The organism is Idiomarina sp. OXR-189, assembly GCF_034373425.1.
Taxonomy (GTDB): domain Bacteria; phylum Pseudomonadota; class Gammaproteobacteria; order Enterobacterales; family Alteromonadaceae; genus Idiomarina; species Idiomarina zobellii.
This window is the reverse complement of sequence record NZ_CP139706.1, coordinates 667,191-679,481: the sequence shown is the minus strand read 5'-3', so window position 1 is coordinate 679,481 and position 12,291 is coordinate 667,191. Positions and strand designations below refer to the sequence as shown.

Sequence of the window (12,291 nt, the reverse complement as noted above, 5' to 3'; positions counted from 1 at the left end):
AACACCAAAAAAACAGGCCTGAATAATCAGGCCTGTTTATATCTCGTGCGATATTATCGCTGTTTCAACGTATCAATACAACGTACTATTCACGCTCTTTTGGTACGCGGTTAACCACTTTTAGAATCGCTTCTATACGGCGGTTAGCCTGGCGATCTGCCGCACTGTTTTCACGGACTTTTGGTTGAGACTCACCATGACCTTTTGAGTCTACACGGCTACTCTCAATGCCATAACGGTTAACCAATGCGTCAGCAACTGATTTAGCACGCTTCTCAGATAACCACTGGTTGTAGTCCGCTTCACCTGTGCTATCAGTGTGACCATGAATAGTGATATCCAACTGAGGATGCTCTTTCATGAACTCAGCCATTTCTTCAATGTCATCAAACGCATTGTCACGAATTTTCGAAGAGTTCAGGTCAAACTCTACTAGTAACTCTTCTGTGATGGTTTCATTTTCATACTGAATGCAGCCATCTTTATCAACTGAGTAGTCTTTTGGCGTATTCGCGCATTTATCATTCGCATCAATAACGCCATCACCGTCCGAGTCTACAGGTTTAGGCTCTGGCTTCGGTTCTGGTGTTGGTGCTGCTTTTTGAGGCTCTGGTCTTGGACGCGGTTCAGGGCTTGCGTCACGACCACCAAAGAACCACTGTAAGCCAATATTGGCAAACATCTCTGTGTAGTCTTCTTCCCAGCCGCGCTGGACACCACCTTCAATACGCCATGCTAAGTTGTCGTTAATGAAGCTGCGATGACCCACTGTGGCACGAGCAGCAACATCAGTCACATCACCAATCTCAGTATTGTTCACACCCAAGCCGGCATAAATACTGTTGTTGAAGTGGTAAAGAGCATCAACACCATAACTATCGCCGTATGCATCCCCACCACCGACTAAATCGGCTTCCATGTAATCGTAATAAATGCGGGCTTCCCAAGCTTCAGTCATCATGTAACCGGCTTCAATGCCTGACGTAAAGGTTTTAAAGCCGTCATCAACGAAGAATAACTGGTTATTGTCGACCGCAACGCGATCTTCGTCTGCAGAAAAGACACCCAAGCGTGCGCCTAAATAGAAGTCATCTTTGTCTGCTTCTGTTTGTTGCGCGAGTACCGGGGCTGTAAGGCCCGCAGCAATTAAAGATAAGGTAATTAAGTTTACTGCTTTCATTGCAAATCTCCTTTTCGATGCAATAACAAATCAGCTCTAAATATGAGAGACTGTTTATGATGTAAAGATTAGTACATTCCGTTGATAAGTCATTTTTATTTGCAGAGATTTACAGTTGACTCAGTCATTTAGTAGCAAAATCCTTGAGTGGTATCACAAATTTGGTCGAAAACACTTGCCGTGGCAATTAAATAAGACTCCATACAAGGTGTGGATCTCCGAAATTATGCTGCAGCAAACTCAAGTCACGACCGTAATCCCTTACTTTCAACGGTTTATGAATAGCTTTCCTGACATTCATACGTTGGCAAAGGCACAACAAGATCACGTCTTAAGCTTATGGACCGGGCTTGGCTATTACGCCAGAGCCCGAAATTTACACAAAACAGCGCAAATGATTAGTCAGGATTTCAACGGCAATTTTCCAAGTACCGTCGACGCTCTGGAGGAACTGCCCGGAATAGGCCGCTCGACGGCAGGTGCTATTCTGTCTTTGGGTCACGGCTTATACGCACCGATTCTCGACGGCAACGTCAAGCGAGTTTTAGCCAGGCACTTTGCGGTTGATGGTTGGCCCGGTAAAACAGCCGTGCAAAAACGTCTTTGGGAATTAAGTGATGAATTAACCCCCAGGGAAGAATGCGGCAACTATAACCAAGCGATGATGGATATTGGCGCCACCGTTTGTACGCGGACTAAGCCTGAGTGTCACCGATGCCCTATTGCTGCCACTTGCACAGCATTTGCCAGCAATACTATTGAACTTTACCCTGGCAAAAAGCCGAAAAGAGCCAAGCCCATAAAGTCGACACAACTACTGATTATTAAGTGTGACAATGAGGTGTTACTGCAAAAGAACCCCCAACAGGGTATTTGGGGTGGACTTTGGGGCTTCCCTCAAGCACAGGCTGATACGGAAATAGAGAGCATTCTGGACACATTCGGCATTGCTGCTGAATCGACTCAGTCATTAGCTGAGTTTCGTCACACTTTCAGTCACTTTCATTTAGACTGTTTTCCGGTCGTCATTAGAGCATCTAAGAAACCAGACTCTCTCAGCGAGTCTAATAATACCATGTGGGTTAACCTGGATTCAGAGCAACAGTTGGGCTTTGCCGCTCCAACCGTTAAACTACTTAAAGAACTGAACAAATAAGTGAGCGAATTATGAGCCGTACTGTATTTTGCGAATATTTACAAAAAGAAGCTGAAGGTCTCGACTTTCAGCTGTATCCCGGCGAGCTGGGTGAGCGTATTTTCAATCATATATCAAAGGAAGCCTGGGCTGAGTGGCAGAAAAAGCAGACCATGCTGATTAATGAGAAACGCTTAAATATGATGGATCCTAATGACCGCGAGTTTTTAGAAACACAAATGACTGATTTCCTGTTCGAGCGTAAGGATGTTCATATTGAAGGCTACACACCGCCAGAAAGCTAACACCTAAACGCCCTTAACTATGCCAGAGCCCCTTATTTAAAGGGGCTTTTTTATTTTTCTTGTCAATTTCTATGATTCTCTAATATATTGACAATAGTTATAACTTATGGGCGTTACTGGAGCTCATTCGGGCAATCTGTTAGACTACTAACGAATTCAACAAAAGGGAGTCTTTATGAAAGCGCCATCCTGGCGAAGAGCCGTACTGAAAGTGGGGAGTGCGCTCATCGCGCCAGATGAAACTGGGGTTAGTACCAAATACTTATTACCCATAGCTCGTTTCATTAACGAGTGTCACGAACGCGGACAAGAAGTCGTTTTAGTTTCTTCGGGCAGTGTTGCTGCCGGCCGCAAGCATATTCATTTCGAACATAAAAAAGTACCTGTCGCTGTTCGTAAAGCAATGTCGGCAGTTGGCCAAAATGAAATGATGGGATACTGGTCGCGCTTTTTTGATTTCCCCTGCGCTCAGCTACTCATGACGCACAGCGACTTACGCGACAGAGCTCGTTATGTCAGCATCAAAAACACACTCAACAGATTGTTAGAACACAACATTTTGCCTGTTGTGAATGAAAACGATGCGCTTGCCACTGACGAAATGAAAGTTGGCGACAACGACAACCTGTCTGCAATGGTCGCAACACTTGTCGACGCTGATGCGCTCTTTATTTGCTCAGACATTGATGGGTTGTTCGACGCTGATCCAAACCTCAACCCTGACGCTAAGAAAATACCAGTGGTTGAGCAAATAGATGAAAGTATCTATTCATTAGCTGGCGGTTCAGTGAGTGACGTAGGTACCGGTGGTATGCGCACGAAGATTGAAGCTGCTGAGAAAGCAACGTCGCATGGTATCGACACATATATTGTTAATGGTGGTAAAGGCGAAACGTTCGAATCTTTGCTGCAAGGCGAAATTCCGGGAACGCTTTTCCGCCGTCAGTCTGATCCAATTAGCAATAAAAAGCATTGGTTAAGACATACCCTGGTTGCACAGGGCGAGATATTGATTGATGACGGCGCAGAGAAAGCGCTGGTCGAGAACGGTGCATCGTTATTAAGTTCGGGCATCGTTGACGTACAAGGTGATTTTGATCGCGGTGATGCTGTGCTGGTGCGTAGTGCCAATGACACAGACGCTATAGCTAAGGGCATCTGCCAATACAGCTCACACGAGCTTATGCACATTAAAGGGCAGCAAACAGAAGATATCGCCGAACAATTTGGCTATAGCCCAATTACAGAAGTGATTCATCGCGACGATTTAATGATTTTGGAGGATTCATGAGCCAGCAATTAGCTAAAGAAATTTCACAACGTGCTGCCAAAGCGGCACGTGCCGTAGCAACGTTATCAGAAGCAGACAAAAACAAAGTTCTGCAAAAAATGGCTGACGCTATTCGCGCGCACCAAGACAAGATTATTGAAGTGAATAAGAAAGACTTGGTAGCAGGCAAAGAAAAAGGCCTAAGCGATGCCATGATGGATCGTCTGGAATTAACACCAGAACGTGTCGAAGGCATGGCATCTGCTATTGAAGAAATTATCAACCTGAAAGATCCCGTTGGTGATAGCTATATACTCGAAGAGCGTCCTAACGGTCTTAAGATTGAAAAGATGCGTATTCCTCTTGGCGTTATTGCCATGATTTACGAAGCGCGTCCTAACGTAACCGCAGACGCGGGTGCACTGTGCTTTAAGTCTGGTAACGCTGTCATTCTGCGTTGTGGTCGCGAAGCCATTGAAAGCAGTAAAGCCATTGCCGAAGCATTACATGAAGCTTTAGAGCAAAGTGGTTTGCCAAAAGATGTTATTACCGTGGTGCCAACACCCGATCGCGAATTAATGACCGAGCTGTTGCAGCAAAAAGACTACATTGATCTGGTCATTCCTCGCGGTGGTGAAGGTCTTATCCACTACGTGAGTGACACCAGTAAAATTCCAGTCATTCAGCATTACAAAGGTGTTTGCCACTTGTATGTCGATAAAGACGCTGATCTTGACAAAGCACTGGCTATTTTGCTGAACGGTAAGACACAACGTACTGGTGTGTGTAACGCACTTGAAGGCTTATTGGTACACCAAGACGTTGCCGATAAGTTCCTGCCGATGGCAGCTAAAGCACTAGGCGAAAAAGATGTAACTATTCACGCAGACAAGCGTTCAGTTGGTTACTTCGATGGTGCCGATGAAATTGCGGATGACCAGTTCGGTGAAGAGTATCTGGCACTGGAAATTGCCGTACGCACCGTTGATGATTTCGACGGAGCATTAGAGCACATTCAGCAGTTTGGCAGTGGTCACACTGAAGTTATCGTTACTGAGAACGATGACACAGCGAAGCGTTTCATCCGTGAAGTTGACTCAGCAGTCACCATGGCGAATGCGTCATCACGCTTCTCTGACGGTGGCCAGCTTGGTTTAGGTGCTGAAATAGGCATTTCTACCAGTAAACTGCACGCTTATGGCCCAATGGGCTTACAAGCACTGACTACTGAAAAATTCGTAGTTACCGGTAACGGCCAAATTCGCGAATAATAACGACAGACTCTCTGTCATAATAAAAGCCCCGGCGCCAAAAACGCCGGGGCTTTTTTATCGCTACTTATAAAAAGCCAGTTTTAACGACGATATCCCGTCAACAACTCAGGCCAGTCTCGAGACTCTTTCCAATAAAAGGTATCGTTCTTCTCTTTTTCTTTTCTCAGAGAGCGCAATAAACGCTGAATGTTAGCTTCTTTCCAGTCGCCCTCTTCACGGAAGTCACATTTATCAAAGTCGACTATCCAGGCTTTATCGTGGTCATCCAGCATCAGGTTATGGCAGTTTAAATCTGAGTGATAGACCCCTGCGTCATGCAGCTCTTTAATGACCGCACCAAGCTTTTGCCAAAGTTCAGCCGATAACTGCTTTTCACGCAATAAACGAAAAACATCAACCGCACCAGGAATCACTTCGACAAGAATATCGGCTCTGTAGCTAAATACCCCTGTTTTCTCCATGCGGGCAGCAACAGGTCTTGGAACCGGTAGCCCTTTTTCACGAAGCTTGAGTAACAAATCAAACTCATAAATTGCCCTGCTTTTCTCAGCGGGCTCTCTTAAAAATCGATCTTTATTAATCTTTCCAACTAAACCACCGCGGTAATAGTGACGTAGCAACAACCCCAAGTCACCCTGCTGAATAAACCAAACCGTTGCCCGGCCGGTTGAATTACCCGCAATGGCTTTCTGCTGTTGCCAGTACTGTGCTGTGAAGTGCTTATCTTCAATTGCTTCAATAATGTCGCTATCGTAGCGAATAAGCCCGCGGGGACTCTGCTCTGTTTTTATCATACCGCTTCCTGTCAGAGTATATTCCAGTGCTCTCGCTAACACGCGTTGCGTTGCACCCTGATGCGTCTTTAAGACACCTTTAGCAGCATCATGTTGTTGTTTCATGACAGCTGGCTGCTGCAGCTTATTGATTGTTTTGACAATATCGTCAACGCTTTCTACCCAGTTTACCGCGCTGGCTTTTGCCAGCTCCCCGTAAACTTGCGGGAAATTAAAAACATGTTTACCAGACATAACATTGGAGCCAGCAGCAATAACTTCAAGGGGGTTATGTCCTCCTCGTTCAATTAAACTGCCGCCAATAAAACTCACAGGTGCTAACTGCCCCCAGAGCATCATTTCGCCCATGCTGTCCGCTAAAAACACATCGCAGTCACTCGGTATCGTTTCACACTGGCTGCGCCTCGCCAGTGTCAGTGAGCTTTCTTCGACCAGTTTTGCAACCGTCTCAAACTGTTCAGGATGTCTGGGCGCGATAATAAGACAGGCTCCCGGCTCTTCATTAAGAATGGCTTTATGGGCCGCAAGTAACAGCTCGTGCTCGCCTGGATGAGTACTGCTGCCCAGCCAAACCAAGCGTCCGTTAGAATTCTCTTTCCATGACGCCGCTTTTAACTTGTCAGCCTGACTAAGCTCAATATCGTATTTGAGGTTTCCATCGACAAATAAATGCTCTTTCGGCACACCCAATACGCTCATTCGACGCGCTGTTTCTGTATTTTGTACCGAAACCAATGCTAACTGTTGCCAAACTGACTTCATTAAACAATGGAAACGTCTATACCCTGCAGCGGAACGCTCTGAAAGCCGCGCATTAAGCAAACACACCGGCGTGTTTTTCATGGCCAGTCGGTTGAGCATTTGGGGCCACAACTCGGTTTCCATAATCCAAACAGCTTTCGGTTTTAGCTTAGTCGCAAAGCGTTTTGCAGCACCTGGCGTATCTAATGGCCAATACCGGCAAGTTACCGCATTGCTAAAGTGCTTCTCTATAAGTGCTCGTGCCGTCGGCGTCATGCAGGTTATAACCACCTTTTCCCCGGGAAACTGGACAATAAACTGCTCAATTAAACGCTTCGCTGCCAGGGTTTCTCCAACTGACACACTATGAATAACCGTACAGCCTTCAAGCTCGCTACTGACAGTATCCAGTGCTAGACGCTCTGACCAATGCGAGCGATAGCGACGGTCTTTTTTTCCGCGCAACCACAGCCAGACAAAAACGGCTGGAGTCACCAGCCGTAGTATTAATCCGTAAAGCCAAAGCATCATGCCAGTTAACGCCAGTACTCAGCTATCCACTTAGTTGGCAACACCTTACGATACCACTTACCACTACGCCCTTCTAAAGCGTCATCGGGGTGCGGTTTACCGTGGAAAATAATGACTTTTGCTTCTTCCGGAATACGCGGCTCCTGAAAGAAGCTCAAGGGAAATGGGCGTAAGCAGTGGCGCTTAAAGCTTCGGCACCATTTTTCCGGCCAATATTTCAGCTTATTCTGGCGGTCAACAAAGTGCGTAATGTATTCCTGCTCATTACGAACATCCGCCGTGGCCGCGTCAGGATCTTTCTTTAAGTGCTCGAGAGCGTCATCGTGTGCACCAATATTAAAACGGAATACCGATGTATTACCTGTTGCATCGGATTTATCCCATTCCTTAATGACCATGAAGTCGCCTTCCGGCTCGAAAAACTCGTCCAGGCTGCCGACAATAATAATATCCAGGTCTAAAAACAGTGTTGGCCCCTCTAAGTCATAAAGAGGGTTTGCAAAGCAGGTTAACTTCAACCAGCCATGCGCTTTTGTCCAAGGTACTTGTTTGTCGAAGTCTTCAAAGCCAATTTTCGGAATTGCTTTAACTTCAATATCATCATTAATGCCATCGAAATCATCCGTAAAGCACACAAAACGAAACGGTCGGCTCAAATGGCGGCTCACCATTGAATGCAGTGTATTCACATAATCGGGGCCGTATTTTTTACCCCACTTTATGCAAATAACATTAACGGGCTTTTGCTGAGACTGACTCTCTGCACTTTCAACCTGGCTCATAAAAACTCCTGACTCTTAAACTAACGCGCATAATGCCATATTTTAGCGAATTTCGGTACGCCAATCTGAATTAACTCAAGCAACGTATTAAGCCTTAGTTAACTCTGGTTATGGACTCGTAATGAAGGCGAAGACAATAAGGCTGATATTAGGTGACCAATTAAATGCTCGCCACCGTTGGTTTAAAACAAAAAACTCAGAAACGCTTTACGTAATGATGGAGCTGGGGCAGGAAGCCGATTACGTGTTGCATCACCGGCAAAAGGTATTGGCGTTTTTTAAAGCCATGCGTAACTTTTCTAACGCATTAGAATCAGCGGGCCATCGCATCTTTTATCTCAGACTGGAGGATGCCCGTAACCAACAAAGCCTCACGAAGAACCTGCTTTGGTTGCTTGAAGAAACTGGCGCAAAACATATTGAGTGCCAGCAACCTGACGAATACCGACTCGGCCATCAACTAAAGAGCTGGGCAGGCGCCAACAATATCGTCATTAAGTGGTTTGATACTGAGCACTTCCTTACTGGCCGAAACGCTTTAAAAGACTACTTTCCAGATACCGACAATTATCTGATGGAAACCTTCTACCGCAAGGTGCGTAGTGAACACGAGATTTTAATGGAGGGTGGGAAACCAATCGGCGGGCGCTGGAACTTCGATAAAGAAAACCAAAAAAAACTGCCGAAAAACCAACACGTTCCCGAGCCTCTTGTATTTGCTAATGACGTTTCGGATATCGACAACATGCTCTCGAAGCAGAATATCAAAACAATGGGAAACGTTAATCCAAAGCAACTTATTTGGCCGGTAAACAGAAAGCAAGCGCAACAATTATTATCGTACTTCTGTGAGTTTGGCTTACCGAATTTCGGCCGTTACCAGGACACAATGACAACTGACAATATAACGCCCGGGGCACATTGGAGTCTCTTCCACTCTCGTCTGTCCTTCGCGTTGAACACCAAAATGCTGCATCCATTAGAAGTGGTTCACTCAGCCGTTGAGCATTGGTCCAACAACAAAGACACGATAAGCCTCGCGCAAATTGAAGGCTTTGTCCGTCAAGTTATCGGCTGGAGAGAGTTTGTCAGAGCCATTTACTGGAAGTTTATGCCCGACTACAAGAACACCAATGTGTTAAACCATACTCGAGCGCTTCCGAACTATTACTGGAATGCGGAAACAAAAATGTCGTGTATGCATCACTCTATCCAGCAGTCATTCGATTACGCTTACGCTCATCACATACAGAGACTCATGGTAACCGGTAACTTCGCACTGCTGGCAGGTGTCTCGCCAGACGCTCTCGATGACTGGTACTTAGGCATTTATATTGACGCTATTGAATGGGTGGAGCTACCCAATACTCGGGGCATGAGCCAATACGCAGACAATGGACTGATTGCGACTAAGCCTTACATTTCAAGTGCAAACTATATGAAGAAAATGGGTCACTATTGTAGCCAATGCCATTACGATCCGAACAAAAAAACCGGTGACAAAGCCTGCCCGTTTAATAGTCTATACTGGCACTTTATTAACCGTCATAAAGAACATTTTGAAAATAACCATAGAATGGGCATGATGTATCAAGTATGGAATAAAAAATCGGATGACGAGCAAAATGCGCTCATACAACAAGCTGAGCATTACCTGAAAACAATAAACGAGTTATAACAAGGACGCACAATGAACAAGTGGTTACCTGCATTTTTACTGATCTTATTACTGACTGCCTGTAAGTCTCAGCCTACACCGGTGGCTGATGTTGTTGATGAATTCGACGCCGACCGCTATTTAGGAAAGTGGTACGAAATTGCGCGAATGCCACACAGCTTTGAAGAGGGTCTGCAAGGCGTTACCGCTGAATACCGTTTAAATGGTGACGGCACATTAGAAGTGACCAATCGTGGCTTTCATGTTGGAAATCAGGAATGGCAAACCGCCATAGGCAAAGCAGAGCCAGTTGAAAATATGAAGGCAGCCTATCAAGTGACGTTTTTCTGGCCGTTTTACGGTGGTTATTACGTTAGCTGGTTAGATGATAACTACCAACAGGCAATTGTCACCAGCGATTCGCATGAGTATTTCTGGTTTTTGTCGCGGACACCGAATGTGTCTCAGTCGGACTTAGATTATGCGCTCGCAAAAGCGAATGAATGGGGATACGACATCGACCAGATGATCATTGTCGATCATCCGGCCGGTGTGAATCATTCTAATTAGTTAAAACGACGTGCTGCGCCCTTTCCTGCCTGACGGCGTTTAGGACCACGGGCGTCACGATCACGCGGTGGACGTGGCGCTCGTTTCACTTGCTCATCACTTAGCTCAAGGCCCATTGGCTGCTGACGAACACGCGCTTTTTTCAGTACGTGCATAACATCTTTCGGCATACCTTTTGGCAACTGAACCAGCGAGTGGTTATCGAACAACTGAATTTGACCGATGTATTTGCTGTCCATAGAGGCTTCGTTTGCAATCGCGCCAACGATGTCTCCGGGACGAGCACCATGCTCTTTACCCACTTGAATTTTATAGGTATCAAAGTCGATATCGGCTGCACGTCCGCCACGTTCAGCGCGAGGCTTACGTTTGTCACCACGCTCATTGCGTCCTGGGCGATCATTACGCATTTCACGCACTGGACGATCTTCTTTCAGGAACAATGGACGTTGTTTGTGCTGTTCAGTTAATAATGCCAAAGCAATATCTTCCGCTGACAACTCACCATTTTCCAGCCACTGCCCCAATAATTTCTTCAGTTTATCACTGTCAGCATGGGCGCTGTCAGCTTGCATTGATGCCTGAAGCTTTTCCAGTAATTGCTGTTGGCGATGCTGGCTCAGCTGGTTCGCATTTGGAACTTCGAAGAACTCTACTGGTGCGTTGGTTAAACGCTCGTAGTGACGCAATAAATGACGCTCTTTTGCACGGAAGAATAAGATAGCTTCACCTGAACGTCCCGCGCGACCTGTACGACCAATACGGTGAACATAAGACTCAGTGTCACTCGGTAAATCGTAGTTAATAACGTGGGTAATTTCAGGTACATCCAAACCACGTGCTACAACGTCTGTAGCAACCAGAATTTCGATATGACCACTGCGCAACTGACTGACCGTTTGCTCACGTTGAGCCTGGTTTAAGTCGCCGCTTAAAGGTGACGCTTTGAATCCTGAACGTTGTAATAACTCAGCGACATCCATAGTATCCTGACGGGTACGTACGAAAATCAAAGCTCGCTGATACGGAGTCACTTCTAATAATCGAGTCAGAGCGGTCATTTTCGTCATGCCCTGAACTTTCCAGGCTTTCTGCTTAATGGTCGCTTTTTCACGCGCAACTGCTTCAATCTGAATATTCAGTGGTTTATTCAGGAAAGTTTTCGCTAACTTGCGAATAGCATTTGGCATGGTTGCCGAGAACAGAGCACGCTGAGCGGTTTCAGGTACACCTTTTAAAATAGTTTCAATGTCTTCAATGAAGCCCATGTTCAACATTTCGTCGGCTTCATCTAATACCGCAACCTTCAAACCATCCAGTTGCAATACGTTTTTATTCAGTAAGTCGATAAGACGACCCGGCGTACCAACAACAATTGAGGTACCTTGTTTTAGCGCTTTTACCTGCGGGCCGAAAGCTGCACCGCCATAAACAGTAGCAACACCGACGCCACGCATCTGCTTAGAAAAGCCTTCTAAGGCTTCAGCAACCTGAATAGCCAGCTCACGCGTTGGTGTAACCACCAAAACTTGAGTCTGTTTCAGAGAAGGGTCTATTTTGGCCAGCGCGGGTAAACCAAATGCGGCTGTTTTACCGGTACCTGTCTGTGCTTCGCCCAGAACGTCGTTGCCTTCCAATAACGCAGGAATAGATTGCTGCTGGATAGGAGTTGGGGTTTCGAAACCCATAGCGTTCAGTTGTTCAAGCACAGCAGAAGGTAAAGCCATGTCGCTGAACGACAGGCTCGATTGAGTCTTTGACATAAATTGTGTCTCACTATATTCCCGTTTGCCTCATGGCAAACAAAACAAATATGGGGTTATGGCCCGGCAACAGGAATCAGTGGTCAGTCTCTAAACTGTCTGGACTGGAATCAGGCGCTGCAACCCCGCGAATCAAGGGTGACCGCTGCCTCATCAGTAATGCGGTGTTCCTTGAAGGAGCTGCGGATTATACGCATTTATTCAATAAAAGCAATGCAACTGGATACTTTTTCGACAAAAAGCAAAATATAGACTGAAATCATTGAAAAAGTTGAACCATTTGTGCATT

Annotated in this window: 10 protein-coding genes; 6 read left to right on the top strand and 4 right to left on the bottom strand. The window is 45.9% G+C overall.

Going from position 1 to position 12,291, the window contains the following annotated elements; translation table 11 throughout:
- Window positions 1–85: 85 nt before the first annotated feature.
- A complete protein-coding gene (locus UM402_RS03250; protein WP_058576096.1) occupies window positions 86–1,180 on the bottom strand; it encodes an OmpA family protein in 1,095 nt (364 codons plus the stop codon).
- A gap of 115 nt (window positions 1,181–1,295) precedes the next feature.
- Here UM402_RS03250 and mutY point away from each other — a divergent pair, with 115 nt between their 5' ends.
- From mutY to UM402_RS03230, 4 genes are all read left to right on the top strand, one after another.
- Window positions 1,296–2,336, top strand: a complete 1,041-nt coding sequence (gene mutY, locus UM402_RS03245) for an A/G-specific adenine glycosylase (RefSeq protein WP_058576095.1) — start codon at window positions 1,296–1,298, stop codon at window positions 2,334–2,336.
- An 11-nt stretch (window positions 2,337–2,347) separates the two neighbouring features.
- Window positions 2,348–2,620, top strand: a complete 273-nt coding sequence (locus tag UM402_RS03240; protein WP_053953997.1) for an oxidative damage protection protein — start codon at window positions 2,348–2,350, stop codon at window positions 2,618–2,620.
- A 175-nt stretch (window positions 2,621–2,795) separates the two neighbouring features.
- Window positions 2,796–3,911, top strand: a complete 1,116-nt coding sequence (proB, locus tag UM402_RS03235) for a glutamate 5-kinase (RefSeq protein ID WP_058576094.1) — start codon at window positions 2,796–2,798, stop codon at window positions 3,909–3,911.
- Entirely contained in the window at window positions 3,908–5,161 is a 1,254-nt protein-coding gene (locus UM402_RS03230; RefSeq protein ID WP_053953995.1) for a glutamate-5-semialdehyde dehydrogenase, read from the top strand. Before proB ends, UM402_RS03230 begins: the two co-directional genes overlap by 4 nt.
- A gap of 83 nt (window positions 5,162–5,244) precedes the next feature.
- Here UM402_RS03230 and UM402_RS03225 read toward each other — a convergent pair whose 3' ends face one another.
- Window positions 5,245–7,230 (bottom strand): 3-deoxy-D-manno-octulosonic acid kinase, encoded by a 1,986-nt coding sequence (locus UM402_RS03225; RefSeq protein WP_058576093.1) that lies wholly within the window; start codon window positions 7,228–7,230, stop codon window positions 5,245–5,247.
- A 5-nt stretch (window positions 7,231–7,235) separates the two neighbouring features.
- Entirely contained in the window at window positions 7,236–8,012 is a 777-nt protein-coding gene (locus tag UM402_RS03220; RefSeq protein WP_058576092.1) for a hypothetical protein, read from the bottom strand.
- Window positions 8,013–8,133: 121 nt separating this feature from the next.
- Between UM402_RS03220 and UM402_RS03215 the strand changes: the two genes are divergently transcribed.
- Window positions 8,134–9,690: a cryptochrome/photolyase family protein gene (locus UM402_RS03215; protein ID WP_058576091.1), complete on the top strand. Its 1,557-nt coding sequence runs from the start codon at window positions 8,134–8,136 to the stop codon at window positions 9,688–9,690.
- 12 nt (window positions 9,691–9,702) lie between these two features.
- On the top strand, window positions 9,703–10,239 hold the full coding sequence (locus tag UM402_RS03210; protein ID WP_058576090.1) for a lipocalin family protein: 537 nt from the start codon (window positions 9,703–9,705) through the stop codon (window positions 10,237–10,239).
- On the opposite strand, the gene UM402_RS03205 is transcribed toward UM402_RS03210, so the two are convergent.
- Window positions 10,236–12,002, bottom strand: coding sequence for a DEAD/DEAH box helicase (locus tag UM402_RS03205; RefSeq protein ID WP_058576089.1), 1,767 nt, complete (start codon window positions 12,000–12,002; stop codon window positions 10,236–10,238). The genes UM402_RS03210 and UM402_RS03205 overlap by 4 nt on opposite strands.
- Window positions 12,003–12,291: the final 289 nt, after the last annotated feature.

What these genes read in the sequence shown, in the direction of transcription:
- UM402_RS03250 (WP_058576096.1), bottom strand. Translation starts at nt 1,180, where the DNA reads ATGAAAGCAGTAAACTTAATTACCTTATCTTTAATTGCTGCGGGCCTT.
- UM402_RS03240 (WP_053953997.1), top strand. Translation starts at nt 2,348, where the DNA reads ATGAGCCGTACTGTATTTTGCGAATATTTACAAAAAGAAGCTGAAGGT.
- proB (WP_058576094.1), top strand. Translation starts at nt 2,796, where the DNA reads ATGAAAGCGCCATCCTGGCGAAGAGCCGTACTGAAAGTGGGGAGTGCG.
- UM402_RS03230 (WP_053953995.1), top strand. Translation starts at nt 3,908, where the DNA reads ATGAGCCAGCAATTAGCTAAAGAAATTTCACAACGTGCTGCCAAAGCG.
- UM402_RS03225 (WP_058576093.1), bottom strand. Translation starts at nt 7,230, where the DNA reads ATGATGCTTTGGCTTTACGGATTAATACTACGGCTGGTGACTCCAGCC.
- UM402_RS03220 (WP_058576092.1), bottom strand. Translation starts at nt 8,012, where the DNA reads ATGAGCCAGGTTGAAAGTGCAGAGAGTCAGTCTCAGCAAAAGCCCGTT.
- UM402_RS03215 (WP_058576091.1), top strand. Translation starts at nt 8,134, where the DNA reads ATGAAGGCGAAGACAATAAGGCTGATATTAGGTGACCAATTAAATGCT.
- UM402_RS03210 (WP_058576090.1), top strand. Translation starts at nt 9,703, where the DNA reads ATGAACAAGTGGTTACCTGCATTTTTACTGATCTTATTACTGACTGCC.
- UM402_RS03205 (WP_058576089.1), bottom strand. Translation starts at nt 12,002, where the DNA reads ATGTCAAAGACTCAATCGAGCCTGTCGTTCAGCGACATGGCTTTACCT.